28 protein-coding genes are annotated in these 24,772 nt (G+C 63.4%); 13 read left to right on the forward strand and 15 right to left on the reverse strand.

What is annotated here, in order from left to right:
- Positions 1 to 138: 138 nt before the first annotated feature.
- From ACIPQ1_RS24835 to ACIPQ1_RS24855, 5 genes are all read left to right on the forward strand, one after another.
- Positions 139 to 1,275, forward strand: coding sequence for a Fic family protein (locus ACIPQ1_RS24835; protein WP_446534968.1), 1,137 nt, complete (start codon positions 139 to 141; stop codon positions 1,273 to 1,275).
- Between the two features lie 227 nt (positions 1,276 to 1,502).
- Complete coding sequence (locus tag ACIPQ1_RS24840) at positions 1,503 to 1,745, forward strand: exodeoxyribonuclease VII small subunit (RefSeq protein ID WP_003185917.1); 243 nt, start codon at positions 1,503 to 1,505, stop codon at positions 1,743 to 1,745.
- Positions 1,742 to 2,629 carry a (2E,6E)-farnesyl diphosphate synthase gene (gene ispA, locus ACIPQ1_RS24845; protein ID WP_186707676.1) on the forward strand — a complete coding sequence of 296 codons (888 nt, stop codon included), beginning with the start codon at positions 1,742 to 1,744 and terminating at the stop codon, positions 2,627 to 2,629. The genes ACIPQ1_RS24840 and ispA overlap by 4 nt, the downstream gene beginning before the upstream one ends.
- A gap of 113 nt (positions 2,630 to 2,742) precedes the next feature.
- Positions 2,743 to 4,641 (forward strand): 1-deoxy-D-xylulose-5-phosphate synthase, encoded by a 1,899-nt coding sequence (gene dxs, locus ACIPQ1_RS24850; protein WP_446534969.1) that lies wholly within the window; start codon positions 2,743 to 2,745, stop codon positions 4,639 to 4,641.
- A gap of 145 nt (positions 4,642 to 4,786) precedes the next feature.
- Positions 4,787 to 6,649 (forward strand): TonB-dependent receptor domain-containing protein, encoded by a 1,863-nt coding sequence (locus ACIPQ1_RS24855; RefSeq protein WP_446534970.1) that lies wholly within the window; start codon positions 4,787 to 4,789, stop codon positions 6,647 to 6,649.
- Between the two features lie 138 nt (positions 6,650 to 6,787).
- On the opposite strand, the gene ACIPQ1_RS24860 is transcribed toward ACIPQ1_RS24855, so the two are convergent.
- The 12 genes from ACIPQ1_RS24860 to nrdR form a co-directional block, all read right to left on the reverse strand.
- Entirely contained in the window at positions 6,788 to 7,573 is a 786-nt protein-coding gene (locus ACIPQ1_RS24860; RefSeq protein ID WP_411385760.1) for a cobalamin-binding protein, read from the reverse strand.
- A complete protein-coding gene (locus tag ACIPQ1_RS24865) occupies positions 7,573 to 7,992 on the reverse strand; it encodes an MFS transporter (RefSeq protein ID WP_411385761.1) in 420 nt (139 codons plus the stop codon). Before ACIPQ1_RS24865 ends, ACIPQ1_RS24860 begins: the two co-directional genes overlap by 1 nt.
- A complete protein-coding gene (ribA, locus tag ACIPQ1_RS24870) occupies positions 7,989 to 8,606 on the reverse strand; it encodes a GTP cyclohydrolase II (RefSeq protein ID WP_250962612.1) in 618 nt (205 codons plus the stop codon). The genes ACIPQ1_RS24865 and ribA overlap by 4 nt, the downstream gene beginning before the upstream one ends.
- Positions 8,607 to 8,872: 266 nt before the next feature.
- Positions 8,873 to 9,631, reverse strand: coding sequence for a substrate-binding periplasmic protein (locus ACIPQ1_RS24875; protein WP_411385762.1), 759 nt, complete (start codon positions 9,629 to 9,631; stop codon positions 8,873 to 8,875).
- Positions 9,632 to 9,642: 11 nt separating this feature from the next.
- A complete protein-coding gene (locus ACIPQ1_RS24880) occupies positions 9,643 to 10,146 on the reverse strand; it encodes a phosphatidylglycerophosphatase A family protein (RefSeq protein WP_053125805.1) in 504 nt (167 codons plus the stop codon).
- Entirely contained in the window at positions 10,143 to 11,108 is a 966-nt protein-coding gene (thiL, locus tag ACIPQ1_RS24885; RefSeq protein WP_411385763.1) for a thiamine-phosphate kinase, read from the reverse strand. The genes ACIPQ1_RS24880 and thiL overlap by 4 nt, the downstream gene beginning before the upstream one ends.
- A 21-nt stretch (positions 11,109 to 11,129) precedes the next feature.
- Entirely contained in the window at positions 11,130 to 11,630 is a 501-nt protein-coding gene (gene nusB / locus ACIPQ1_RS24890; protein ID WP_186707683.1) for a transcription antitermination factor NusB, read from the reverse strand.
- On the reverse strand, positions 11,627 to 12,103 hold the full coding sequence (gene ribH, locus ACIPQ1_RS24895; RefSeq protein WP_003206025.1) for a 6,7-dimethyl-8-ribityllumazine synthase: 477 nt from the start codon (positions 12,101 to 12,103) through the stop codon (positions 11,627 to 11,629). The genes nusB and ribH overlap by 4 nt, the downstream gene beginning before the upstream one ends.
- 214 nt (positions 12,104 to 12,317) lie before the next feature.
- Positions 12,318 to 13,409 (reverse strand): bifunctional 3,4-dihydroxy-2-butanone-4-phosphate synthase/GTP cyclohydrolase II, encoded by a 1,092-nt coding sequence (ribBA, locus tag ACIPQ1_RS24900; protein ID WP_053125811.1) that lies wholly within the window; start codon positions 13,407 to 13,409, stop codon positions 12,318 to 12,320.
- A gap of 16 nt (positions 13,410 to 13,425) precedes the next feature.
- Positions 13,426 to 14,088 carry a riboflavin synthase gene (locus tag ACIPQ1_RS24905; protein WP_186729645.1) on the reverse strand — a complete coding sequence of 221 codons (663 nt, stop codon included), beginning with the start codon at positions 14,086 to 14,088 and terminating at the stop codon, positions 13,426 to 13,428.
- A gap of 46 nt (positions 14,089 to 14,134) precedes the next feature.
- The gene (gene ribD, locus ACIPQ1_RS24910; RefSeq protein ID WP_186707685.1) at positions 14,135 to 15,268 is read right to left on the reverse strand and encodes a bifunctional diaminohydroxyphosphoribosylaminopyrimidine deaminase/5-amino-6-(5-phosphoribosylamino)uracil reductase RibD; all 1,134 of its coding nucleotides are present in this window, start codon (positions 15,266 to 15,268) and stop codon (positions 14,135 to 14,137) included.
- Positions 15,265 to 15,729, reverse strand: coding sequence for a transcriptional regulator NrdR (gene nrdR, locus ACIPQ1_RS24915; RefSeq protein ID WP_163006734.1), 465 nt, complete (start codon positions 15,727 to 15,729; stop codon positions 15,265 to 15,267). The genes ribD and nrdR overlap by 4 nt, the downstream gene beginning before the upstream one ends.
- A 127-nt stretch (positions 15,730 to 15,856) precedes the next feature.
- Between nrdR and ACIPQ1_RS24920 the strand changes: the two genes are divergently transcribed.
- The 3 genes from ACIPQ1_RS24920 to trxA all read left to right on the forward strand — a co-directional run bounded on the left by ACIPQ1_RS24920 (position 15,857) and on the right by trxA (position 18,030).
- The gene (locus tag ACIPQ1_RS24920) at positions 15,857 to 16,321 is read left to right on the forward strand and encodes a YbaY family lipoprotein (protein ID WP_186707686.1); all 465 of its coding nucleotides are present in this window, start codon (positions 15,857 to 15,859) and stop codon (positions 16,319 to 16,321) included.
- Positions 16,318 to 16,971, forward strand: coding sequence for a class I SAM-dependent methyltransferase (locus ACIPQ1_RS24925; protein WP_446534971.1), 654 nt, complete (start codon positions 16,318 to 16,320; stop codon positions 16,969 to 16,971). The genes ACIPQ1_RS24920 and ACIPQ1_RS24925 overlap by 4 nt, the downstream gene beginning before the upstream one ends.
- Positions 16,972 to 17,157: 186 nt before the next feature.
- Positions 17,158 to 18,030, forward strand: a complete 873-nt coding sequence (trxA, locus tag ACIPQ1_RS24930; RefSeq protein ID WP_186707688.1) for a thioredoxin — start codon at positions 17,158 to 17,160, stop codon at positions 18,028 to 18,030.
- Here the strand turns inward: trxA and ACIPQ1_RS24935 are convergent.
- Positions 18,024 to 18,371 carry a hypothetical protein gene (locus ACIPQ1_RS24935; RefSeq protein ID WP_411385766.1) on the reverse strand — a complete coding sequence of 116 codons (348 nt, stop codon included), beginning with the start codon at positions 18,369 to 18,371 and terminating at the stop codon, positions 18,024 to 18,026. The genes trxA and ACIPQ1_RS24935 overlap by 7 nt on opposite strands.
- 120 nt (positions 18,372 to 18,491) lie before the next feature.
- Between ACIPQ1_RS24935 and ACIPQ1_RS24940 the strand changes: the two genes are divergently transcribed.
- From ACIPQ1_RS24940 to ACIPQ1_RS24960, 5 genes are all read left to right on the forward strand, one after another.
- Positions 18,492 to 19,085, forward strand: a complete 594-nt coding sequence (locus ACIPQ1_RS24940; RefSeq protein ID WP_446534972.1) for a DUF2796 domain-containing protein — start codon at positions 18,492 to 18,494, stop codon at positions 19,083 to 19,085.
- A gap of 159 nt (positions 19,086 to 19,244) precedes the next feature.
- Complete coding sequence (locus tag ACIPQ1_RS24945; RefSeq protein WP_186707691.1) at positions 19,245 to 19,955, forward strand: ABC transporter ATP-binding protein; 711 nt, start codon at positions 19,245 to 19,247, stop codon at positions 19,953 to 19,955.
- A gap of 1 nt (position 19,956) precedes the next feature.
- Positions 19,957 to 21,222 (forward strand): ABC transporter permease, encoded by a 1,266-nt coding sequence (locus ACIPQ1_RS24950; RefSeq protein ID WP_446534973.1) that lies wholly within the window; start codon positions 19,957 to 19,959, stop codon positions 21,220 to 21,222.
- 11 nt (positions 21,223 to 21,233) lie between these two features.
- The gene (locus tag ACIPQ1_RS24955; protein WP_186707693.1) at positions 21,234 to 21,752 is read left to right on the forward strand and encodes a DUF3299 domain-containing protein; all 519 of its coding nucleotides are present in this window, start codon (positions 21,234 to 21,236) and stop codon (positions 21,750 to 21,752) included.
- 259 nt (positions 21,753 to 22,011) lie between these two features.
- Entirely contained in the window at positions 22,012 to 22,710 is a 699-nt protein-coding gene (locus ACIPQ1_RS24960) for an OmpW/AlkL family protein (protein ID WP_186707695.1), read from the forward strand.
- Positions 22,711 to 22,850: 140 nt separating this feature from the next.
- On the opposite strand, the gene ACIPQ1_RS24965 is transcribed toward ACIPQ1_RS24960, so the two are convergent.
- Together ACIPQ1_RS24965 and ACIPQ1_RS24970 are read right to left on the reverse strand one after the other, a co-directional pair.
- A complete protein-coding gene (locus tag ACIPQ1_RS24965) occupies positions 22,851 to 23,780 on the reverse strand; it encodes an NAD-dependent epimerase/dehydratase family protein (RefSeq protein ID WP_250962624.1) in 930 nt (309 codons plus the stop codon).
- Positions 23,773 to 24,657, reverse strand: a complete 885-nt coding sequence (locus ACIPQ1_RS24970) for a sugar nucleotide-binding protein (RefSeq protein WP_053188636.1) — start codon at positions 24,655 to 24,657, stop codon at positions 23,773 to 23,775. The genes ACIPQ1_RS24965 and ACIPQ1_RS24970 overlap by 8 nt, the downstream gene beginning before the upstream one ends.
- Positions 24,658 to 24,772 lie beyond the last annotated feature (115 nt).

Raw genomic sequence — 24,772 nt, forward strand, 5'->3', positions numbered from 1 at the left:
TTTCACAATCGGGGAACACGCGATTCTGTGTGGGAAATCACGTACTGGGAGAAGCGTGAGCCGAATAGGGGATTTATTCGGCTCACGAAATGAGCCGAATAGCGCTATTATTCGGCTCATTCCTCTCTGGACAGGCTCATGGCACCTCATTGGATCTGGCAACAGCCCGACTGGCCCGACTTCCACTGGCAAGCGGAAGCATTGGCACCGCTGTTGCGCGAATGCGTGCAGGCCCAAGGTCAATTGCTCGGAATGACCGGCGCGGTCACGGCTTCGCTCAACGCCCAGAACGAACTGGATGCCTTGCTGCAAAACATCGTGACCTCCTCGGCCATTGAAGGAGAACAATTGAATGTGGGTTCGGTGCGCTCGTCCTTGGCTCGCCGACTGGGCCTGGAGCCCGTCGACAATAATCCCGCCAGCCCACGCAGCGAGGGCTTGGCGAATCTGTTGCTGGACGCAACCCGGCATTTCAACCAGCCGCTGACTGTCGAGCGCTTGCTGGATTGGCACGAGTGGCTGTTTCCTGATCAAACCAACGATCTGGCTCATCGGCAGATCCGCGTCGGCACGCTACGCGGCGATGAACCGATGCAAGTGGTCTCGGGCAGGTTGGACCGACCTACCGTTCACTTCGAGCCCCCCCCGCGCCAGGGTCTTGAAGATCAGTTGCAGCGGTTTGTCGACTGGTTCGAGGCGAGCCGTCATCAGGTCGATCTCGACCCGTTGCTGCGAGCCGGCATCGCTCATCTCTGGTTCGTCACCCTGCACCCATTCGACGATGGCAATGGCCGCCTGACCCGCACCCTGACCGACCTGGCATTGGCCCAGGGCGAGGCCCAGGCGATCCGCTTCTACGCCATGTCCGCAAGCATCCTGGATGACCGCGCCGGTTATTACCGAACCCTTGAAAACAGCCAGAAGGCCACGCTGGATATCACCGCCTGGCTGACCTGGTTTCTGCAAACGCTGTTGCGCAGCCTGCACACCGCGATGGCGCAAATCGAAAGCGTGCTGGGCAAGACACGGTTCTGGCAGGCCCATCGCGCCTCAGCTCTCACCCCTGAACAGACCAAAGTGCTTAACCGGCTACTCGATGGAGGTGAAAAAGGGTTCGAACAGGGGATCAGTGCCGCTCAATACCAGGCCGTGGCCAAGGTCTCAAAGGCGACGGCCACGCGACACCTGGCGGAACTGCTGGAAAAAGGCTGCCTGGAGCGGATGCCCGGTGGCGGACGCAGCACCCGGTACAGAATCAACTATCCAGCCGACTGAACACCCTGTGGCGAGGGAGCTTGCTCCCGCTGGCCTGCGAAGCAGGCCCCAAGCATTGGCGACCGCTTCGCGCTCGAGCGGGAGCAAGCTCCCTCGCCACAAAAGCCGATCGACCACAGCCTGTATCGGTTCATCCGTTGCGCTTCGATTCACCCCGCCCTGATTTGCCCGAACACCCCATGTCTGCTAGTGTCGCGCCGGTTTAACAGTCAACCGGAATAGCCGCCATGGCCCGCAAAAAAGCTGCACTGGATTTCGAACAATCTCTGGCCGACCTGCAAACGCTGGTCGAACGCCTGGAGAACGGCGAATTGTCGCTGGAAGACTCGCTGACCGCCTTCGAGCAAGGTATCGGCTTGACTCGCGACTGCCAGGCGGCGCTGGCCCAGGCCGAGCAGAAGGTGCAATTGCTGCTCGAACGCGACGGTGAACTGACCGAAGAGCCTTTCGACGCGGAACAACCTGAATGATCGGCGCGTATCAGGCCAGCAGCCAGGCCCGGGTCAATGCTGCACTGGATACCTTGTTCAGCGCCCCGAGCCCGGAATTGGCGCGCCTGTACGAAGCCATGCGCTACAGCGTGATGAACGGCGGCAAACGTGTACGGCCGCTGCTGGCCTATGCCGCGTGCGAAGCCTTGGGCGGCCAGGCCGAACAGGCCAACGGCGCCGCCTGTGCGGTGGAACTGATTCACGCCTATTCGCTGGTGCACGACGATCTGCCGGCCATGGACGATGACGACCTGCGCCGCGGCCAGCCGACCACTCACAAACAATTCGACGAAGCCTGCGCGATCCTGGCTGGCGACGGCTTGCAGAGCCTGGCCTTCAGCGCCCTGCTGGACCCGGCCTTGAGCGATTGCCCGGCGCAGGTTCGCCTGGACATGGTCAGCGCCCTGGCGTTGGCGGCAGGCCCGGCCGGAATGGTCGGCGGCCAGGCCATCGACCTGGGCTCGGTGGGCCTGAAGCTGGACCAGGGCGCCCTGGAATACATGCACCGGCACAAGACCGGCGCCTTGATCGAAGCCAGCGTCAAGCTCGGCGCCCTGGCCAGCGGTCGGGCCACCCCCGCACAACTCCAAGCCTTGCAGACCTACGCCCGGGCCATCGGCCTGGCGTTCCAGGTGCAGGACGACATCCTCGACGTCGAAAGCGATACCCAGACCCTGGGCAAACGCCAAGGCGCCGACATCGCGCGCGACAAACCGACCTACCCGGCCCTGCTTGGCCTCGACGCGGCCAAGGCCTATGCCCTGGAGTTGCGCGACCAGGCCCTGGCCGCGCTGCGACCCTTTGACGCGGCGGCCGAGCCGTTGCGCGACTTGGCGCGTTATATCGTCGAACGACGCAGCTGATACAAGGTCAACCCTAAAGATTGCGTATCGGCCAAGTTCCGGCCTACGCGTGGGCAGCTTGCGATGCATAAGGTAAACTGCCGCCTCTTTCTATACCTATAACGATTCGCCTGATGCCCACGACGTTTCAAGAGATCCCCCGCAAGCGCCCGACCACGCCCCTGCTGGACCGCGCCAACACGCCGGACGGCCTGCGTCGCCTGGGTGAAGCCGAGCTGGAAACCCTGGCCGATGAGTTGCGCCTGGAATTGCTCTACACGGTCGGCCAGACCGGTGGGCACTTCGGTGCAGGCCTGGGCGTCATCGAGCTGACGATCGCGCTGCATTATGTGTTCGACACCCCGGACGACCGGTTGGTGTGGGACGTCGGACACCAGGCCTACCCGCACAAGATCCTCACCGATCGTCGCGAGCGCATGGGCACGCTGCGCCAGAAGGATGGCATCGCCGCCTTCCCGCGTCGCTCCGAGAGCGAATACGACACCTTTGGCGTCGGCCACTCCAGTACGTCCATCAGCGCCGCCCTGGGCATGGCGATTGCCGCCCGCCTGCAAAACAGCGAGCGCAAGGCGATTGCCGTGATCGGCGACGGCGCACTGACCGCGGGCATGGCTTTCGAGGCGCTGAACCACGCGCCGGAAGTCGACGCCAACATGCTGGTGATCCTCAACGACAACGACATGTCGATCTCGCGCAATGTCGGTGGGTTGTCCAACTACCTGGCGAAGATCCTTTCCAGCCGTACCTACGCAAGCATGCGCGAAGGCAGCAAGAAGGTCTTGTCGCGCCTGCCCGGCGCCTGGGAAATCGCCCGGCGCACCGAAGAATACGCCAAGGGCATGCTGGTCCCCGGCACGCTGTTCGAAGAACTGGGCTGGAACTACATCGGCCCCATTGACGGCCATGACCTGCCCACGCTGATCGCCACCCTGCGCAACATGCGTGACCTCAAGGGCCCGCAGTTCCTGCACGTGGTCACCAAGAAAGGCAAAGGCTTCGCCCCGGCGGAAGTCGATCCGATCGGCTACCACGCCATCACCAAGCTCGAACCCGTGGACGCCCCGGCGGCCGCGCCGAAAAAAGCCGGCGGACCGAAATACTCCGGCGTCTTTGGCCAATGGCTCTGCGACATGGCCGCTGCCGACCCGCGCCTGGTGGGCATCACCCCGGCGATGAAGGAAGGCTCGGACCTGGTGGCCTTCAGCGAACGCTACCCGCAGCGCTATTTCGACGTGGCGATTGCCGAGCAGCACGCCGTGACCCTCGCCGCCGGCATGGCCTGCGAAGGCGCCAAGCCAGTGGTGGCGATCTACTCGACGTTCCTGCAGCGGGCCTACGACCAATTGATCCATGACGTGGCGGTGCAGAACCTCGACGTGTTGTTCGCCATCGACCGCGCCGGCCTGGTGGGCGAAGACGGCCCGACTCATGCTGGCAGCTTCGACCTGTCGTTCCTGCGCTGCATCCCCGGCATGCTGGTGATGACCCCGAGCGATGAAAACGAGCTGCGCAAGATGCTCACCACCGGCCACCTGTTCAATGGTCCGGCGGCGGTGCGCTACCCGCGTGGCACCGGCCCGAACGCGACGATCTCGGCCGACCTCGAGCCCATCGAGATCGGCAAGGGCGTGATTCGCCGCCAGGGCAAGCAAACCGCCCTGCTGGTGTTCGGCGTGCAACTGGCCGAGGCCCTGAAAGTCGCCGATACCCTGGACGCCACCGTGGTGGACATGCGTTTCGTCAAACCCTTGGACGAAGCCCTGGTGCGCGAGATGGCCGGCAGCCATGAACTGCTGGTGACCGTCGAGGAGAACGCCATCATGGGCGGCGCCGGAGCGGCGGTCAGTGAGTTCCTGGCGCGGGAAAACATCCTCAAGTCGGTGCTGCACCTGGGCCTGCCAGATGCCTACGTCGAACACGCCAAGCCGGCGCAAATGCTGGCCGAATGCGGCTTGGACGAGGTTGGGATCGAAGCGGCGGTGCGTCAACGGTTGCAGTTGTTGGGCTTGTAAGTACAGCCAACACAAGCCCCCTGTGGGAGCGAGCTTGCTCGCGATAGCGGTGTGTCAGCCAATCATTAATTGACTGATCTCCCGCTATCGCGAGCAAGCTCGCTCCCACACTGGCTTGGTGTGAATCAGCATGATCGGAACATCAATGAAACGCCGCCTCACCCTAGCCCTCGCCCTGCTCCCCATCCCCAACCTGCTCGCCGACACCTTCGAACGCGACCAGGCCCTGAAGCTGCCCGATATCGTCATCAGCGCCAACCGCCAGGTCGAGGCCCGTAACGACAGCAGCGCCGCCAACACGATCTTCACCCGCGACGACATCGACCGCCTGCAACCGGCCAGCGTCACCGACCTGCTCAGCCGTGTGCCTGGTGTGCAAGTGGCGCCCCTGGGTGGGCGCGGCAGCCTGCCGGGGATTTACATTCGCGGCACCAAATCAGCCCAGAGCCTGGTATTGGTGGACGGCCAGCGCATCGGCAACGCCACCTCCGGCGACAGCAACCTGCAGCGCCTGAACATCAACCAGATCGAGCGCGTGGAAGTGCTGCGCGGTTCGCGCTCGGTGATCTACGGTGCCGATGCCGTGGGCGGGGTGATCCAGATTTTCACCCGGCGCGGCAGCGAGCAAGGCCTGCAACCGCGCCTGCATGTGGGGGTCGGCAGCCACCAGACCTGGGAGCGCAGTGTAGGTCTGTCCGGCGGCGATGAGCAGACCCGCTTCAACCTCGGCGCCAGCCTCGACGACAGCGCCGGCAGCAATCGGACCCACGACTCCTACGCCAGCGACCGCGACAACGATGCCAATCGCAACCAGTCCTTCAGCCTGAGCCTGAGCCATGCCGCCAGCGATGACTTGGAAGTTGGCCTGAACCTGCTGGATAACCGCGGCAAGAGCGAATACGACAACCCGGCCGCCATCGAATCCCTGCCCCAGCAACCCTATAGCGAGTTCGCGGTGAGCAGCTTCAGCACCTATATGGATGGCCGAATCAACGACAGCTGGAAGTCGCGCCTGGAACTGGGCCACAGCGAAAACCGCGAAAAAACCTTCGACAAGCTCAGCGACGTCCGCGAAGTCTTCAACACCTACCGCGATTCCGTGACCTGGCAGAACGATGTGACCCTGAACGCGCGCAACAGCCTGATCGTGGGTGGCGACTGGTATCAGGACCGGGTCAACAGCAGCACGCCGTTCGACGAAGACAGCCGTTGGAACCGCGCAGCGTTTATCCAGCACCGCTTCCAGGCCGAAACCTTTTCGACAGAGCTGGGCCTGCGCCGCGACCAGAACCAGCAATTTGGTGGACAGAACAGTTGGAGCGGCACCCTGACCCTGCCGGTCAACCCGGACAACGACGTGCTGCTGACCTACAGCGAAAGCTTCCGCGCGCCGACCTTCAACGACCTGTACTACCCGGACTACAGCAACCCGGACCTGAAACCCGAGACAGCCAAGAGCTACGAACTGCAATGGCGCAGCCAACTGAGCGACAGCGCCCGCCTGGAAACCTCGCTGTACCGCACCGACCTGGAGGACGCGATCATCTTTGGCCGCGACTCCCGCCCGCAGAACGTCGTCTCGGCGCGGATCAACGGTTTCGAGATGGCCTACCTGCAGGATCTGTTCGGCTGGCAGGGCAATCTGGCCCTGGCCATCATCGACCCACGGGACCGCGACAGCGGCCACACCCTCGCCCGCCGCGCCCGGCGGACGTTGAGCCTGGACCTGGATCGGCAATTCGATCGGCTGGGCCTGGGCGCCACCTGGCAAGCGGTGAGCAGCAGTTACGACGAGGAAGACAACCGCAACGCCCTGGGCGGCTATGCCCTGCTCGGGTTGCGCGGCAGTTGGGCGTTGACCCGGGAGGTGAAGCTGGAGATGAAGGTGGATAACCTGTTGGACAAAGGGTACAGCCGGGCGCTGTATAGCCATGATGGAGGGCAATATGGGTATCGGGAGGAAGGTCGGAGTTGGTTGTTTGGGGTGACTTGGACCCCGGCACTCTGATCTGGGATTTGTAGTGCCTGGGCCGGCCTCTTCGCGAGCAAGCTCGCTCCCACAGTTGGCCTGTTGTGAATATGGAATTGGCGCTCGCCACACATCCTCTGTGGGAGCGAGCTTGCTCGCGATTGCAGGCGCCGCGGTCTACCGATCTGGCGCAATCAACTCACACAACCGCGCCGTCGCCTCGATCATCTGCCCACTGGGCCGTTCCAGCCCCTTGTCGTTGACCAGCAGCAATCGCCCCTGCGCCACCGGCCAGGTTTTCCAGGCATTGAGCTGCGCCTGCTCCGTAGCGAGGATGACTTGCGGATTGCGCTGCAGCACCGCTTCCACACTCACCTGCGGAGCCGGCACGCTCAGGTCGGCGAAGACGTTGCGCGCCCCGCACACCGCCAGCGCATCACTGATGATCTGCCTGCCACCGACGGTGTATAGCGGCCGGTCCCAGACTTGGTAGAACACCGGCAACGGCGGGTCCCGTCGATAGCGCTGGCGTAACCCCTCGAGACGCACGCGCAACTGCGCCGCCCGCTGCACGCCGCGCTCCGGACGACCGAGTTGCAAGGCGATGGTTTCGATTTGCGTGATGAGTTGGTCGAGGCTGCGAGGCTCGGCGGTATAGATGGGAATGCCCAGCGTTTTAAGCTGCTCGCGCTGGGCCGGGCCGACACTGCCGGGCCAGAGCAGGAGAAGATCGGGCTTGAGGCTGAGCAAGCGCTCCATCTCCAGTTGCCCGTAACGACCCACCGAGGGCACTGCCTTGAGCACCGGCGGACGCTCACCGCCATCCAGCACGCCTACCAACAGGTCGGCGGAATCCAGCTCAACGACGATTTCCGACAGCGAGGGCGCGAGACTGACGACCCGCGAGGCCGCCATCGTCGAGGCGCTGACGGCCAGCAGCAAGACCGCCAGCCAGCGGCTCATCAGCCGAGTTGACGCGGGATGCGGTACAGGTAGAACAACACGGCGGTCGACAAGGCCAGCAGCATCAACGGCACCGCTTCCAGCCCAACGAACACCGCCAGGGCGCCAACCCAGGCCGGCAACCCGGCCACCAGCAAAGCGGCGCGGCGACGGGCCGCCAAATCAATCCAGGCCTGGGGTTCTTCGGGCGTGTCGAGGGCTTTCTGGGTGGTGATCAAGGCCTGTTTATACGGCCCGAAGAAGCGCAGGCTGACAAACATCGACGCCACGCCGGCAATGAACAGCGGCATCGCCAGCACCGGCAGAATCGCTTCGCCCTGGCCGAACACCGCGTTGATAACAAACAAGGGCAGCAAGGCCAGGGCCAGGTATTGCCACCAACTGACCGACAGCCGCCGCCGAACCTGACCGCGCGTCACGCCCGATCAACCTCGCCCTGGTGCTCGTTGCCCATCATGTGGTCGAGCTTGCTGGCCTTGGTCGCCAGGTAGAGTTTGTTGTGGGGGTTGTGACCGGTGTGCAGCGGCACACGCTCGGCCACCACGATACCCATGTCGGTCAACGCCTTGACCTTGCGCGGGTTGTTGGTCATCAAGCGCAGCGACTTGACGCCCAGGTGCTCCAGCATCGGCAGGCATATGCTGTAGTCACGCAGGTCGGCGGCAAAGCCCAGGCGTTCGTTGGCTTCCACGGTATCGGCGCCGCCGTCTTGCAGCTCATAGGCGCGGATCTTGTTCAACAGGCCAATGCCACGGCCTTCCTGGCGCAGGTACAGCAACACGCCACGGCCTTCCCGGGCGATGGCCTGCAGCGCGGCCTCGAGTTGCGAACCGCAATCGCAGCGCTGGCTGAACAATGCATCGCCCGTCAGGCATTCGGAATGCAAGCGGCCCAGCACCGCAGAACCGTCGGCGACATCACCCAGGCTCAGCACGACGTGCTCACGGCCGGTGGCCTCATCGAGAAAACCATGCATGGTGAATTGCGCAAAGGGCGTTGGCAGCTTGGAAGCGGCAACAAAAACGACAGGCACCGGTGTGCTCCTGATCTAGTACTGGAGATTCGCAGAGACGGGCATTGTAACAGCACGATCCGGCAGACGCTTAGGCTGAATTATCGGCCAGTGGCCTGTGTGGTTAGTTCGTTAGTTCAAATTCGGATGCCAGAAGTCCATAACCAAGGCGCTGTGACGAGTCATAGCCCGCTATGGCGAGGAGCAGCAACGCAGGATATGGGCTTCTGGCGCCGAAGTTGACTAACAGAACTGACCACACAGGCCACTAGTATCGAAAAGTTTGATCAAGGCTTCGGTGGCTTGCCGTGCTCGTCAAAAGGATAGGGTTGCTTCCACTGTTCGAAAATCGGCTTCAACTGGCCGCTCTTCACCAACACTTCCATGCGCTGGTCAAACAGCGCACGCAGCACACGACCGTTTTCAGTGTTGGCGAAGCCCAGGTACAGCGGCAAATTAATCAACGGTGAGAGTTTGAATTGCTTGGGATCATCGGCCTTGGCGAGCACTTCTTCGATTTCCATCGACGCATCGATGTAGAAATCCGCTCGCTCATGAATCAGCATCGGCAAGATACCCACCGCCCGGTGGATCTCATTGAAACGCCGGATGTTGGGCAGGTAATTGTTGTATTCGTACCCGCGCATCCATACCAGCCGATAGTTGCCAATCGTCGCCAGGGTGGGCGTCGGCTTGGAGGCCAACCCCAGGGCATAGATATGATCGACGTCGTAGTGCCACCTCGGGTAGAGCACGCCTTCGGACTCATCCCGATAGGCGCCGACCTGCACGTCAACTTCGCCACGCTGTACCAACCCGATCGAGCGGGTGTAGGGCACACTGCGGATTTCCAGCTTGACGCCTTCGGGCTCGAACACCGCCCGCAAGATATCCCAGCCCATGCCCTGGCCATCGGCCTGGGTGTAGTCGGCCCACTCCTCGCTGGCCGCGCGGACCTTGGCGGGCAATGGCGCCGACTGGGCCGCCCCCGCTGCCACACAGGCTCCCAAACACAGCAACAGCAGTAGTGCGCGGCTTACGCCCATGCCTGGCTCCTTCAGGTGAAACACCACACCAATCCCTGCATTGCCAGCCAGGCGAAAACCCCGGCCAGTACATCGTCAAGCATGATCCCGACACCTCCGTGCACATGCCGGTCGATCCAGCGGATCGGCCACGGCTTGAGGATATCGAAGAAACGGAACACCAGAAATCCCGTCAGCAACCAGTACCAGCCCTCCGGTACCAACCACAAGGTGATCCACATGCCGACCATTTCGTCCCAGACGATACCTTCATGATCGTGCACCCTCAGGTCGTCCGCCACTTTGCCACATAGCCAGAAGCCAAACAGCATGGTGATGCCCAGCATCAACCAGTAGCCCCAGTCCGGCAACATCTGCCACAACGGTATGAAGGGTAGCGCAACCAGCGAGCCCCAGGTGCCCGGCGCTTTGGGTAAAGTGCCCGAACCGAAGCCAAACGCCAGGAAATGCCAGGGATTGCGCCAGACCGAAGGCGGAACGAACTCTGCCGGGACCTGGTTGGGATGATCTGTCACGGTGTCTCCCGAAAATGTTGATAGCCCCGTGTTTGCGGGGTGATGTCGTGCCCGACGTCGTCGACCAGCGTGACGCCCTGTCCGGCCAGTACGCTGCCGATCACATGGATCGGCCCGCCTTCGGCCTGCAACGCCGGCCATCGGCTTGGTGGCACGGCGAACAACAGCACGTAATCGTCACCACCGCTCAGGGCGGCCTGCTCAGCATCCGCCCGGCCAAAAAACGCTAGCAGAGCGTTGGACAGCGGCAGTCGGTCCCGTTCCACCTGCAAGGCCACCCCGGATGCGAGGGCGATATGCCCGCAATCGGCCAGCAAGCCATCGGAAATATCCATCGCCGCGCTGGCCTTGCCCCGCAACGCCAGGCCCAAGGCAATCTGTGGTCGCGGTGACCAATAATGAGCCAACAGCGGCTCGGCGATGGCGGGCTCGGCGTGACGCTGGCCAAGCACCAACGGCAATGCGCCGGCGGCATTGCCCAACTCGCCGCCGACGCACAGCAGGTCGCCGGGCTGCGCGCCGCCGCGGGTCAAGGCCTGGCTGCCAGGCACATGGCCGAATACCGTCAGGGTCAGGCTCAACGGCCCGCGCGTGGTGTCGCCTCCCACCAGCGCCACGCCACAGGCCTGGGCCATCTGGTTCAAACCGCGGGCATAGGCTTGCAGCCAATCGGTGGTCACCGTCGGCAAGGTCAAGGCAAGGGTAAAGGCGAAGGGCTTGGCGCCCATCGCGGCCAGGTCGCTGACCGCCACGGCCAGCGAGCGCTGGCCGAGCAGGAACGGATCGCAAGGGTCTGGAAAGTGTACGCCGGCCACGAGCGTGTCGGTGGACACCGCCAGCTGCTCCCCGGGAGGAACGGCCAGCAGGGCGCAGTCGTCGCCGATCCCCAGCGCAACGCCCTCGCCGCCCTGCGCACAAGGCGCGGCGGCGAAGTAGTTACGGATCAGCTCGAACTCACCCATTAAGTGTCGCTCAAGCGCCAATCAGCGCTTGAACGCCTTCACTTCGGCTTCACGCAGGCGTGGGGCGAGCTTGTCGAGCACACCGTTGACGAACTTGTGGCCATCGGTGGAACCGAAGACTTTCGCCAGCTCGATCCCTTCGTTGATCACCACGCGGTACGGCACGTCGACGCGCTGCATCAGTTCCCAGGTGGACAGGCGCAACACCGCCAACTCAACCGGGTCCAGCTCGTCGATCGTCAGGTCCAGGCAAGGTGCCAGGGCGATGTCGATCTCGGTCTTGTGAGCCGGCACGCCATGCAGGATCTCGCGGAAATAAGCACCGTCTACATCACTGAAATCGTTATCGACCCGAAATTGCGCTTCGATCTCGTTCAGCGATTGCTTGGCCATGTGCCATTGGTACAGCGCTTGCGTCGCGAGCTGACGGGCTTCACGGCGCTTGACGCTTTTCGACGGCTTGCCGGCATCCGCAGGCTTTGGATCGCGCGGGTTGAAACGATCGCTTTCGTCGCTAATCACTTGGCCTCCAACTGCGCCAGCAGGCTGACCATTTCCAGGGCGGACAGGGCAGCTTCGGCACCTTTGTTACCGGCCTTGGTGCCGGAACGTTCGATGGCTTGCTCGATGGAATCAACGGTCAGCACGCCGAAAGCGACCGGCACGCCGAATTCCATGGACACTTGGGCCAGGCCCTTGGTGCATTCGCCAGCCACGTATTCGAAGTGCGGAGTACCGCCACGAATGACCGCGCCCAAGGCGATGATCGCCGCATATTCGCCCTTTTGAGCGACTTTCTGCGCAACCAGCGGAATTTCGAAGGCGCCAGGGGCGCGGATGATAGTGATGTCGCTTTCGCTCACGCCATGGCGAACCAGGGCATCGACCGCACCGCCCACCAGGCTCTCGACCACGAAACTGTTGAAACGGCCCACTACCAGAGCGTAGCGGCCTTTGGGGGCGATGAAGGTACCTTCGATGGTCTTCAGGGTCATTCGTCAGATCTCTTAAAGAGCCAGAGCGCGTTCTATACGCGCTCCTTCAGTGATATTAGCCACGAATACTAACTTCAATCGAGGACGAAGGCCCCTGTGGGAGCGAGCTTGCTCGCGATGGCGCCAGATCAGCAACACGGTTGTTACCTGACACATTGCTATCGCGAGCAAGCTCGCTCCCACAGGAGGCCCCTTTCTCAATTGAATGAGGTCATTATTCAGAGGGCACGTATTCTACAACTTCCAGATCGAAACCGGATATCGCATTAAATTTCATCGGTGCGCTCATCAGGCGCATTTTACGCACGCCCAGGTCCCGAAGGATCTGCGAACCGGCACCGACAATGCTGTAGGTGGTCGGTTTTTTCGGCGCCGCCTGGTCGGCGGTTTCGCGGATGTGCGCCAGCAGCACGTCGCCATCAAGCGGGTGCCCGAGCAGCAACACTACGCCGCTGCCGGCCTCGGCCACGGCGGCCATGGCGGCCCGCAGGCTCCAGCGGCCGGGTTGCTTGACCATCAGCAGGTCGCGCAGCGGGTCCATGTTGTGCACCCGCACCAGGGTCGGCTCTTCGGCGCATACGGTGCCCAAGGTCAGCGCCATGTGCACGTCACCTTCCACCGAGTCGCGGTAGGTCACCAGGTTGAACTGCCCCAGTTCGCTGTCCAGTGGCTGCTCGGCAATCCGCTGAACGGTACGTTCATGGATCATCCGGTAGTGGATCAGGTCGGCGATGGTGCCGATCTTGATGTTGTGTTCGGCGGCGAAGGTTTCCAGTTCCGCGCGACGGGACATGGTGCCGTCGTCGTTCATCACTTCGCAGATCACGCCGCTGGGTTCGAAACCGGCCATGCGCGCCAGGTCGCACGCCGCTTCGGTGTGGCCGGCGCGGGCCAGGGTGCCGCCGGCCTGGGCCATCAGGGGGAAGATGTGGCCGGGGCTGACGATGTCTTCGGCCTTGGCGTCCCGGGCGGCAGCGGCCTGTACGGTGCGTGCGCGGTCAGCGGCGGAGATCCCGGTGGTCACGCCCTCGGCGGCCTCGATGGACACGGTGAACTTGGTGCCGAAGCCCGAGCCGTTGCGCGGCGCCATCAGCGGCAGCTTCAACAGCTCGCAGCGCTCGCGGGTCATCGGCATGCAGATCAGCCCGCGGGCATGCTTGGCCATGAAGTTGATGTGCTCGGCCTTGCAGCATTCGGCGGCCATGATCAGGTCGCCTTCGTTCTCGCGGTCTTCGTCATCCATGAGGATGACCATCTTGCCTTGGCGGATGTCTTCAACCAGTTCTTCGATGCTATTGAGCGCCACGCGGCACCCCCTTGGGTCAGGATTTGAGGTAGCCGTTGGCGGCCAGAAAACTTTCAGTGATGTTACCGGCTGCAGGCGTTGCGGCCTTGTCGCCCAGCAGCAGGCGCTCCAGGTAACGGGCCAGCAAGTCGACTTCCAGGTTGACCCGGCGACCTGGCCGGTACGAAGCCATGATGGTTTCGCTCAACGTGTGGGGAATGATCGTCAGCAGGAATTCGGCGCCGTCCACCGCGTTGACCGTCAGGCTGGTGCCGTCGACGGTGATCGAGCCTTTATGGGCGATGTACTTGGCCAGTTCCTTCGGGGCGCGGATGCGAAATTCCACGGCCCGGGCGTTATCCGTGCGCGAGACCACTTCGCCGACGCCGTCCACGTGGCCGCTGACCAGGTGCCCGCCCAGGCGAGTGGTGGGGGTCAGGGCTTTTTCCAGGTTGACCGGGCTGCCGCTCTTGAGGTCGTTCATGGCCGTGCAGTCGAGGGTTTCGCGGCTGACGTCCGCCAGGAAACCGTTGCCCGGCAATTCGACGGCGGTCAGGCACACGCCGTTTACCGCGATGCTGTCGCCCAGCTTGACGTCGCTCAGGTCGAGCTTGCCGGTTTCGACATGGACCCGCACATCGCCGCCCTTGGGGGTGAGTGCACGGATGCTGCCGATGGATTCGATGATGCCGGTAAACATGGAGTCCTCCTCGAGAACGGGCCGCCGCTTGAGCGAAAGCCGGGAATTATACGCTGGCCGGTGGAACGGGAACGGCGATGACTCGCCAGTCATCGCCCACGGCGCGGATTTCGGTGATTTTCAGCGCCGGGGCGTCTTTCATCTGCGCCAGCGGCCAGTCCAGCAGTGGCCGCGCCGAAGAACCGAGGAATTTGCCAGCGATGAAAATCTGGAACTCATCCACCAACCCCAGCCGGGCGAAAGCCCCCGCCAGGCGCGGACCGGCCTCCACCAGCACCTCATTGACGCCACGGCCCGCCAGCTCCACCAGCAGGCGATGCAGATCGACCTGGCCGTCATCGCCGGCCACGATCATGCATTCGGGACCGTTGGCGTATTGTTCTTCCACCGCCATGCAGGTAGCGACCAGCGCCGGGCCGGCCTTGAAAAACGCCGCATCCAGCGGCACCCGCAGGCGCCCGTCCACCAGCACCCGCAGCGGCGGGCGGCTCATGACCAACGCGGTCTGCTCGGCATCGAGCCCCAGTTCATCGGCGCGCACGGTCAACCGGGCGTTGTCCGCCAACACCGTGTCGGCGCCGGTCAGCACCACGCTGGCCTGGGCGCGCAGGCGTTGCACCGCCGAGCGTGCAGCCGGGCCGGTGATCCACTGGCTTTCGCCGCTTTCCATGGCGGTGCGGCCATCAAGGCTCATGGCCAGCTTGACCCGCACGAACGGCAGGCCCTGTTCCATGCGCTTGAGAAAACCTTCATTGAGCGTGCGCGCTTCGCCTTCCAGCACGCCGCTTTGCGTGGCGATGCCGGCCTGGGCCAGGCGCTGCAGGCCGCGACCGGCGACTTCCGGGTTGGGGTCCTGCATCGCTGCCACCACCCGCGCCACGCCGGCATTGACCAACGCATCGGCACACGGCGGCGTACGCCCGTGATGGCTGCACGGTTCGAGGGTCACGTAGACCGTGGCGCCCCTGGCATTATTGCCGGCGGCACGCAGGGCATGGACTTCGGCATGGGGCTCGCCGGTGCGGATGTGCCAGCCTTCGCCGACAACCTGCCCGTCCCGCACGATCACGCAACCGACCCGGGGATTGGGGTGGGTGGTGTAGTGACCGCGCCGTGCCAACTCCAGGGCACGGGCCATGTAATGGGCGTCGAGGACGGCCTGCTGCGCCGAGGCGGTCATTGTTTCACCGGTTCGCGGGCCAGGCGGTCGATTTCTTCGCGGAACTCGTTCAGGTCCTGGAAGCGTCGGTATACCGAGGCGAAACGGATGTAGGCGACTTCGTCGAGCTTCTGCAGCTCGGCCATCACCAGCTCTCCGACCACCAGGGACTTGACCTCGCGCTCGCCGGTGGCCCGCAGCTTGTGCTTGATGTGCACCAGCGCCGCTTCCAGGCGTTCGACGCTCACCGGGCGTTTTTCCAGGGCGCGCTGCATGCCGGCGCGCAGTTTTTCTTCGTCGAACGGCTGGCGGCTGCCGTCGGTTTTGATCAGGCGCGGCAACACCAGTTCAGCGGTCTCGAACGTCGTGAAACGTTCGCCGCAAGCCAGGCATTCGCGGCGGCGGCGGACTTGTTCGCCCTCGGCGACCAGTCGCGAGTCGATGACCTTGGTGTCGTTGGCACCGCAGAAGGGACAGTGCATGGTGGCAGGCAACAAAAAAAGGGAGGGCCATGGTAGCGCATCCCACTGGCAAGACAAGCCATAGGGTTTACGGTATACAGACGGGCTTACCGTCAGATCCATGGAATTCACCTTGCTGGAGCCACACATGCCGCTACGATCGCTCGTTTTGCTCAGTTTTTTCAGCCTGCTGATGGCGTGCAGCAGCGATGCCCCAAAGCCCGCCGCTCCTGCTCCGGCCCCCGCGCCGAAACAGGCCCAGGAAAAGGCCCGGCAGGCCACCGAGCTGGGGCCGCTGCCGGCGCATCAGCGTGAGTTGAGCGGCACCTTGCAAGGCGTGCCGGCCGGTGCCGAGGTCGAATTGGCGTTGCTGGTGATCGACGAGAAAGACCGTCCGCAGCAATTGCTCGCCAGTTCCAGCCTGATCGGCACCAATCAGGCCCTGCCCTTCCGCCTGCGCTTCAACCCGCAAGCCTTCCCGGTCGGCGCCCGCGTGGAACTGCGTGGCCGCGCCAGCCAGTCCGGCCAGTTGATCCTGCACTTGCCGGAGCAACGCATCAGTCAACCGACCACCCAGGCGTTGGGCACCCTGCAATTCGTCAAAGCCCCATGAATGCACCGCAAGACTTGCAACGGGCGTTGAGTGAATTGCTGGGCGACGCGCGCCTGGTGGCTTGTCCGCTACCCGGCACTGACTTGAAGTTGTGGCTGATCGACGGCGACAACATGGATCGCGCCTTCAGCCCGGAAGAAACCCGGCGCATCCTCCACGAGCCGCCCTATTGGAGTTTCTGCTGGGCCAGCGGCCTGGCGATGGCCCGCTACCTGGCCGAACAGCCGCGGTGGGTCGAGGGCAAGCGGGTGTTGGATTTTGGCGCCGGCTCCGGCGTGGCAGGCATCGCGGCGGTCAAGGCCGGGGCGCTGGAAGTGGTGGCCTGCGACCTGGACCCATTGGCGATTGCCGCCTGCCAGGCCAATGCCGCGCTCAACGGCGTGGCGCTGGGTTATTCGACGAATTTTTTCGCCGAGGCTGATCGCTTCGACCTGATCCTGGTCGCCGACGTGCTCTACGACCGGGCCAACCTGCCGCTGCTCGATCAATTCCTCAGCCGTGGCCGCGAGGCATTGGTGGCCGATTCCCGGGTGCGGGATTTCCAGCATCCGCTGTACCGGCGCATCGAAATGCTCCAGGCCATGACCCTGCCGGACCTGGCCGAGCCCGAGGAGTTTCGGCATGTGAGCCTGTACCACGCTCGGCGCTGACTCATAGAAGCATCGCGAGCAAGCTCGCTCCCACAGGGCCCGCATGAACACTTGAGATTCCTGTGGGAGCGAGCTTGCTCGCGATAAGGCCCTGCCAATCAATACACCTCTCACTGCCACCCCGCTTTCAGCCACCCCCCACCAAGCCGTATAGTTGCCCCATTCAAGCGCTCTACGAGATTGCCCATGACTCAGGAAACGCCCTACATCTTCGACGCCACCACGGCCGATTTCGATCAGTCGGTGATCGCCAACTCTTTCCACAAACCGGTGCTGGTGGACTTCTGGGCCGAGTGGTGCGCGCCGTGCAAGGCGCTGATGCCGATGCTGCAAAGCATTGCCGAGAGCTACCAGGGCGAACTGCTGCTGGCGAAGGTCAACTGCGACATCGAGCAGGACATTGTCGCCCGTTTCGGCATTCGCAGCCTGCCGACCGTGGTGTTGTTCAAGGACGGCCAGCCCGTGGATGGCTTTGCCGGTGCCCAGCCGGAATCGGCGGTGCGGACGATGCTCGAACCCCATGTGCAAATGCCGCCGCCGGCCGCCGCCGATCCGTTCGAACAGGCCCAGGCGCTGTTCGACGACGGTCGTTTCGCCGATGCCGAAGCCGTGCTCACGGTATTGCTGGGTGAAGACAACACCAACGCCAAGGCCCTGATCCTGTACGCCCGCTGCCTGACCGAGCGCGGCGAGCTGGACGAAGCGCAGACGGTACTCGACGCGGTGAAAAGCGACGAGCACAAGGCCGCCCTCGCCGGTGCCAAGGCGCAGATCCAGTTCCTCGGCTTGGCCAAGCACCTACCGGACGCCGCCGACCTCAAGGCCCGCCTGGCGAAAGACCCGCAGGACGATGAAGCGGTGTACCAACTGGCGATCCAGCAACTGGCGCGCCAGCAGTACGAAGCGGCCCTCGATGCGCTGCTCAAGCTGTTCGTGCGTAACCGCGGCTACAGCGAAGGCTTGCCCCACAAGACCTTGTTGCAGGTGTTCGAACTGCTGGGCAACGACCATCCGCTGGTGACGACCTATCGCCGCAAGCTGTTCGCCGCGCTTTACTGACCGACCCAACTGTAGAGCGGTGTATCGGCGCCGCTCAGCACCTTGACCTCGGCGCTATGGCGCAAGCGCACCAACAAGCGCTTGCCCGCCGAGGCGCTGCCAGTCAGGCCTTCGAGCTGTTCCAACAGGTCCGGGCCGCTCAGTTGCCCGGCCTTGCGCAACAGCTCCTTAGCGATCTGCCACTGGGCGTCATCTTGATTCGCCGGTTTGGCCGCAGGCGCCACTACGTTCTCGGACTTGGCCACTTGCAACTGCGCGCCGAGCTGCGCCCAGTCGCCCTCATCCATCTCAATCGTCAAGTCCACCGGCCATTCGCCGACGGTTCCGCGTATCCGCAACATCACCGTGCTCCTGAATATTTCATGTACGCATGCTCCCATGGCCCTTGCGCGACGCCAAGCAGCCGGTCAAACTCTGCACACTTTCGTTATAAGATTACATAACCTTTTCGGAGACTCGTCATGCGTCGTCTGCTTCTCGCTTTGCCGTTCGCCTTGCTGCCATTGGCTGTCGCTCACGCGGCGGTGGAGCATGACCACGATCATGATCACGAACATGGCAGCCTCGGCGCCCATGAACACGGTGTCGCTCGATTGAACGCTGCCCTGGATGGCCAGACCCTTGAACTGGAGCTGGAAAGCCCGGCAATGAACCTGGTGGGCTTCGAACACGCCGCCACCAGCGATGCCGACAAGGCCAAGGTCGCCGCCGTACGCGCACAGCTGGACAAGCCGCTGGCGCTGTTCAACCTGCCGGCCGCCGCCACGTGCACCGTGGCCCAGCAGGAACTGGAAAGCCCGTTGTTTGGCGATGAACCGGACCACGATCACGACCATGACGAGGACGCTGATGGCGACGAGCACCACGGCGAGCACAGCGAGATCCATGCCCACTACCAGTTCACCTGTGCTGCCCCTGGCGCCTTGAAGAACCTGGACCTGGCCACACTGTTCAAAACCTTCCCGGCCACCCAGAAAATTCAGGTACAACTGATCAGCCCGAGCGGCCAGCAAGGTGTGGAAGTGACGGCCAAGGCGCCAGCCCTGAAATTCTGATTCATCGCAAAACCCAAATGTGGGAGCAAGCCTGGTGGGAGCAAAGCTTGCTCGCGATAGCAGTCCAACCGTCAGCTACCCAGTTGAATGTGATGGCCTCATCGCGAGCAAGCTCGGCTCCCACAGGTCTTCCACAGGTTCCACTTTGAAGCGACAAACATGACCCAAGCACTCATCGAACTGTCCGACCTGGGCTTCAGTTGGCCCGGGCATCCGCCCTTGCTGGATATCCCGGCGTTTCGCCTGGAAGCCGGCGAAACCTTGTTCCTCAAGGGCCCGAGCGGCAGCGGCAAGACCACGTTGCTGGGGCTTCTGGGCGGGGTGCAGACGCCGGATCGCGGCAGCATCCGCCTGCTGGGCCAGGAACTCAGCGAACTGGGCGCCGGCCGCCGAGACCGCTTTCGCGTGGACCACACCGGCTACATTTTCCAGCAATTCAACCTGCTGCCGTTTCTCTCGGTGCGCGAGAACGTCGAACTGCCCTGCCATTTCTCCAAGCTGCGTGCGCAACGGGCCATCCAGCGCCATGGCAGTGTCGATCAAGCCGCCGCCACGCTGCTGGCCCACCTGGGCTTGACCGATGCGAAGCTGTTGGAGCGCCGCGCCGACTCGCTGTCCATCGGCCAGCAACAACGGGTCGCCGCGGCTCGGGCGCTGATTGGCCAACCGGAACTGGTGATCGCCGACGAACCCACTTCGGCCTTGGACTACGACGCTCGGGAAAACTTCCTGCGGCTGTTGTTCGCTGAATGCCGCGAGGCCGGCTCGAGCCTGTTGTTCGTCAGCCACGACCAGAGCCTGGCACCGCTGTTCGACCGCCACCTCTCGCTGGCCGATCTCAATCGTGCCGCCACGCCACTCGAGGTTTGAGATGTATTTGTTCCGTCTAGCCATGGCCAGCCTGGCGAACCGCCGCTTCACCGCGATCCTCACCGCATTCGCCATCGCCCTGTCGGTGTGCCTGCTGCTGGCGGTGGAACGGGTGCGCACCGAGGCGCGGGCCAGTTTCGCCAGCACCATCAGCGGCACCGACCTGATCGTCGGCGCCCGCTCCGGCTCCGTGAACCTGTTGCTGTACTCGGTGTTTCGCATCGGCAACGCCACCAACAACATTCGCTGGGACAGCTTCGAGCAGTTCGCCAACAACCTGAAAGTGAAGTGGGCGATCCCCATGTCCCTCGGCGATTCCCATCGTGGTTATCGGGTGATGGGCACCACCGAGGCCTACTTCGAGCACTACCAGTACGGCCGCCGGCAACACCTGGAGCTGGCCGATGGCCGGGCGTTCGCCACCGATCCGTTCGAAGTGGTGCTCGGCGCCGAAGTCGCCGAAGCGCTGCATTACAAGCTCGGTGACAAACTGGTGCTGGCCCACGGCGTGGCGGCGATCAGCCTGGTCAAGCATGACGACAAGCCCTTCACTGTGGTCGGGATTCTCAAGCGCACCGGCACCCCGGTGGACCGCACGCTGCACATCAGCCTCGGCGGCATGGAAGCGATCCATGTTGATTGGAAGAACGGTGTGCCGGCCCAGGGCAACGGACGCATCAGCGCCGACCAGGCCCGCAACATGGACCTCACGCCCCAGGCGATCACCGCGTTCATGCTTGGCCTCAACAGCAAGATTTCGACCTTTGCCTTGCAACGCGAGATCAACGAGTTCCGTGGCGAACCGCTGCTGGCGATCCTGCCCGGCGTAGCCCTACAGGAATTGTGGAGCCTGATGGGCACGGCGGAGAAAGCCCTGTTCGTGATTTCGCTGTTCGTGGTGCTGACCGGGTTGATCGGCATGCTCACGGCAATCCTCACCAGCCTCAACGAACGTCGCCGGGAAATGGCGATCCTGCGTTCGGTGGGCGCGCGGCCGTGGCACATCGCGACGCTGCTGGTGCTCGAAGCCTTTGCCCTGGCATTGGCCGGGGTCACCGCCGGGCTGGCACTGCTGTACATCGGCATCGCCGCCGCCCAGGGTTACGTGCAGTCGGCCTACGGTTTGTACTTGCCGCTGGGCTGGCCGAACGAATATGAATGGACGCTGCTGGCTGGCATCCTGGTCGCCGCCCTGCTGATGGGCAGCGTGCCGGCCTGGCGCGCCTATCGCCAATCGTTGGCCGACGGCCTGTCGATCCGTCTATGAGGACCTTGAAAATGCCCCGCGCCCTGCTAGCGCTGTTGATGATGGTCACCCTGCCGTTGTGGGCGGCCGAGCCGAGGGACCTGGCCTGGTCGGAAATGATCCCGCCGGACGCACCGCCGGAAGTGCCGAACATGACGCCGCTGCATGACCTGTCGAAGATGAGTGATGCGTTGGCCGCCGAAGCCGCGCCCGCGGCCAAGCAGGACCTGCCCAACGCCCCGGTGGTCAAGGCCCTCGACGGCCAGCAGATTCGCTTGCCGGGCTACATCGTGCCGCTGGAAGTCAGCGAGGAAGGCCGCACCACGGATTTCCTGCTGGTGCCATATTTCGGCGCCTGCATCCATGTGCCGCCACCGCCGTCGAACCAGATCGTGCATGTGAAAAGCGAAGTCGGGGTCAAGCTCGATGAGCTGTACCAACCGTACTGGGTCGAGGGGCCGATGCAGGTCAAGCCGTCCACCAGTGAACTGGCCGATGCCGGGTATCAGATGGAGGCTGAGAAGATTTATGTGTATGAGCTGCCGGAGTGAATCTGGCTATTAGTTGTTGCCTGTTAGATAGCTTTCGCGAGCAAGCCCGCTCCCACAGTTTTGATCGCATTCTTCCTGAAGAAACTCGGTCTATTGTGGGAGCGGGCTTGCTCGCGAAGGGGGCCTCGAAATTGACTCATCATCATTTCATTGAGCTGAGTCAATTAAACACCCCCTGACTCATTGAGCTGTGTCAAAAGACCGGGCCAGACGGCTTCGTACCATGGGACATCAAATTTCGATGCCCTTTGGAGCCCCCATGAACAAGTCCTTGCTCAGCGCGTCCCTCGTTGCCCTCGCCCTCGCGGCCCCGCTCGCCCAGGCCCATACCGCCGGCGACATCATCGTTCGCGCCGGTGCGATCACCGTCAACCCGGACGCCGACAGCTCCAGCGTCAAGGTCGACCGTGGCCCCCTGGCCGGCGCCGACCTGGGTGGCAAGGCGACCATGAGCAGCGACACGCAACTGGGCCTGAACTTCGCCTACATGATCACCAACAACCTGGGCATCGAACTGCTGGCGGCCTCGCCGTTCGAGCACGACGTAAAGCTCAAAGGCACCGCCCTGGGCGCGGCCAATGGCAAGCTCGGCACCCTCAAGCACTTGCCGCCGACCCTGAGCCTGGTCTACTACCCTCTCGACGCCAAGTCGGCGTTCCAGCCTTACGTCGGCGCGGGCATCAACTACACCTGGATCTATGACGAACACGTCGGCAGCGACGCCAGCGCCAACGGTTTCAGCAACTTTCGCGCAAGCAACAGCTGGGGCATGGCGTGGCAAGTCGGTGCTGACTACATGTTGACCGACAACATCATGATCAACGGCCAGATCCGCTACATCGACATCGACACCACCGCCTATGTGGACAACAACGCCGTGGCCGGCGGCACCCGGGCCAAGGTGGACGTCGATGTGGATCCGTTCGTCTACATGGTGGGGTTGGGCTACAAGTTCTGACCCAAGACTTGAAGGTACAAACATCCCTGTGGGAGCGAGCTTGCTCGCGATGACGGTGGATCAGCCAACAAAGATGTTGACTGACCTACCGCTATCGCGAGCAAGCTCGCGCCCACAGTGTTTTTTGGGCGGGGAGAGTCTCAGCGCCCCAACAACCGCGCCAGGCCCACGCTCATCGGTGTCTGCTGAGGGAAGCTGAAGCGTTGCAACAGCCGATGGTTGTCCGCCCGGGAATGGCGGATGTCGCCGGAGCGCGCCGGGCCGTAGCTGATCGGCGGCAGGTCCCCCACTACGGCGGCCAGGGCCTGGAGCATCTGCTTGAGGGTCGTGGCCTGGTTCCAGCCGACGTTCACCGCACCCACTTCCACCTCGGGCTTCTCGATGGCCTGCACCAGCAAGTCCACCAGATCTTCCACATAGACAAAGTCCCGCGTCTGCTCGCCGTCGCCAAACACGGTGATCGGCAGGCCTTTCTGCGCCCGTTCGCTGAAGATGCTGATGACGCCCGAATACGGCGAGGACGGATCCTGGCGCGGGCCGTAGATGTTGAAGAAGCGGAACACCACCGGTTCCAGGTCGTGCTGGCGGCGATAGAAATCGAAGTAGAACTCGCTGGCCAGTTTGTCCGAGGCATAGGGTGTGAGCGGGGCCTTGGGGGTGTCTTCGTCGATGGGCTCGCCTTCGCCGTTGTTGCCATAGACCGCCGCGCTGGAGGCGAACAGCACGCGTTTCACCCCGCTCTGGCGCATGGCTTCGCAGACATTCAGGGTGCCGATGAAATTGCTCTGGTGGGTGCGCACCGGGTCATCCACCGAGGCTTGCACCGAAGCCACCGCCGCCAGGTGCGCCACGGCGCTGCAACCGGCCATGGCCCGGGCCACCAGCGCGGCATCGGCGACGTCGCCTTCGATCAGCTCGACCGCCGGGTTGTCCAGCGGCAGGTTGCTGCGCTTGCCGGTGGACAGATCATCGAGGATCCGCACCGCATGCCCCTTGGCGAGCAAGGCGTCGGTCAGGTGCGAACCAATGAAACCCGCACCGCCGGTGATTAAAACAGGGCCTTTAGCCATGGCGATAAAACCTATCCAGTAAGCCCGGGAGTGCCGCGCGCCAGGCGCGGGGCTTGATCCCGAAAGTGTGCAGAATTTTCTTGCAGGCCAGCACCGCGTGCTGCGGTTCTTCCGCGGCGTCCGGCCGTGCGGCATGAGCCTGGGGGGTGGGCGACTCGATGGCCAGCGGATGCAGGGCGCGGGCTTCGGTGAGGATCGCCTGGCCCAGCGCCAGCGGCGTGGTCGCCTCGTGCCCGGCGTAATGATAGGTGCCCCACAGCGGCGCCGCGCAATCGAGCTGCTTGAGCACCGAAATGATCACCCGCGCCGCATCGTCCACGGGCGTCGGGTTGCCGCGACGGTCGTCCGCCAGCAACAGCTCTTCGGGCTGTTCGGCCCGGGCCAGGAAACGGCCGAGGATACCGTCGGCGCTGTCATCCAGCAGCCAGCCGAAGCGCAGCAGTACGTGTTGCGGGCAGGTGGCGCGCACGCTTTGCTCGATCCGCCAGAGCGCCTGGCCACGCACGCCCAAGGGCACCGGCTCGTCCTTTTCGCTGTAGGCCGTGGCGCGGGAGCCATCGAACACGCGATAGCTGGACGGTTGCAACAAGACGATGTTGTGGTGCTGGCACAGCTCGGCCAGGCGCTCGACAGCGCGCTCCTGGCTGGCCAGGCGCTGCTCGCTGACAGCCTCGGCCTGGAACCAGTCGAAGTAGTACGCCAGGTTGATCAAGGCGTCCGGACGGGTATCGTCGAGCAGTTGCGTCAGGCTCGCGGCATCCCAGCCGTCTTCGGGCGGGCGGGGGGCAAGAAAACCGATGTCTTCTTCTGCACCGAGGCGAATCAGCGCCTGCCCAAGGGCATTTCCGCCGCCCAGTAACATAAGGCGCATTCGCATAAAGTCAGCAGGCCCAGTCTATTGGCACAAGAATTTGGTCGATAACGCCCGCAGGCGTTGTCGGAATCGTTGCATTTTGCGGGTTTAGTGCGCAACCGTCATCCGCAATGTGCAG

This window comes from Pseudomonas sp. LARHCG127, from assembly GCF_052871455.1.

Bases quoted from the DNA above. Each gene is read 5' to 3' on its own strand.
- ACIPQ1_RS24835 (WP_446534968.1), top strand. From the start codon at position 139: ATGGCACCTCATTGGATCTGGCAACAGCCCGACTGGCCCGACTTCCAC.
- ACIPQ1_RS24840 (WP_003185917.1), top strand. From the start codon at position 1,503: ATGGCCCGCAAAAAAGCTGCACTGGATTTCGAACAATCTCTGGCCGAC.
- ispA (WP_186707676.1), top strand. From the start codon at position 1,742: ATGATCGGCGCGTATCAGGCCAGCAGCCAGGCCCGGGTCAATGCTGCA.
- dxs (WP_446534969.1), top strand. From the start codon at position 2,743: ATGCCCACGACGTTTCAAGAGATCCCCCGCAAGCGCCCGACCACGCCC.
- ACIPQ1_RS24855 (WP_446534970.1), top strand. From the start codon at position 4,787: ATGAAACGCCGCCTCACCCTAGCCCTCGCCCTGCTCCCCATCCCCAAC.
- ACIPQ1_RS24860 (WP_411385760.1), bottom strand. From the start codon at position 7,573: ATGAGCCGCTGGCTGGCGGTCTTGCTGCTGGCCGTCAGCGCCTCGACG.
- ACIPQ1_RS24875 (WP_411385762.1), bottom strand. From the start codon at position 9,631: ATGGGCGTAAGCCGCGCACTACTGCTGTTGCTGTGTTTGGGAGCCTGT.
- thiL (WP_411385763.1), bottom strand. From the start codon at position 11,108: ATGGGTGAGTTCGAGCTGATCCGTAACTACTTCGCCGCCGCGCCTTGT.
- ribH (WP_003206025.1), bottom strand. From the start codon at position 12,103: ATGACCCTGAAGACCATCGAAGGTACCTTCATCGCCCCCAAAGGCCGC.
- ACIPQ1_RS24905 (WP_186729645.1), bottom strand. From the start codon at position 14,088: ATGTTTACCGGCATCATCGAATCCATCGGCAGCATCCGTGCACTCACC.
- ribD (WP_186707685.1), bottom strand. From the start codon at position 15,268: ATGACCGCCTCGGCGCAGCAGGCCGTCCTCGACGCCCATTACATGGCC.
- nrdR (WP_163006734.1), bottom strand. From the start codon at position 15,729: ATGCACTGTCCCTTCTGCGGTGCCAACGACACCAAGGTCATCGACTCG.
- ACIPQ1_RS24920 (WP_186707686.1), top strand. From the start codon at position 15,857: ATGCCGCTACGATCGCTCGTTTTGCTCAGTTTTTTCAGCCTGCTGATG.
- ACIPQ1_RS24925 (WP_446534971.1), top strand. From the start codon at position 16,318: ATGAATGCACCGCAAGACTTGCAACGGGCGTTGAGTGAATTGCTGGGC.
- trxA (WP_186707688.1), top strand. From the start codon at position 17,158: ATGACTCAGGAAACGCCCTACATCTTCGACGCCACCACGGCCGATTTC.
- ACIPQ1_RS24935 (WP_411385766.1), bottom strand. From the start codon at position 18,371: ATGTTGCGGATACGCGGAACCGTCGGCGAATGGCCGGTGGACTTGACG.
- ACIPQ1_RS24940 (WP_446534972.1), top strand. From the start codon at position 18,492: ATGCGTCGTCTGCTTCTCGCTTTGCCGTTCGCCTTGCTGCCATTGGCT.
- ACIPQ1_RS24945 (WP_186707691.1), top strand. From the start codon at position 19,245: ATGACCCAAGCACTCATCGAACTGTCCGACCTGGGCTTCAGTTGGCCC.
- ACIPQ1_RS24950 (WP_446534973.1), top strand. From the start codon at position 19,957: ATGTATTTGTTCCGTCTAGCCATGGCCAGCCTGGCGAACCGCCGCTTC.
- ACIPQ1_RS24955 (WP_186707693.1), top strand. From the start codon at position 21,234: ATGCCCCGCGCCCTGCTAGCGCTGTTGATGATGGTCACCCTGCCGTTG.
- ACIPQ1_RS24960 (WP_186707695.1), top strand. From the start codon at position 22,012: ATGAACAAGTCCTTGCTCAGCGCGTCCCTCGTTGCCCTCGCCCTCGCG.
- ACIPQ1_RS24965 (WP_250962624.1), bottom strand. From the start codon at position 23,780: ATGGCTAAAGGCCCTGTTTTAATCACCGGCGGTGCGGGTTTCATTGGT.
- ACIPQ1_RS24970 (WP_053188636.1), bottom strand. From the start codon at position 24,657: ATGCGAATGCGCCTTATGTTACTGGGCGGCGGAAATGCCCTTGGGCAG.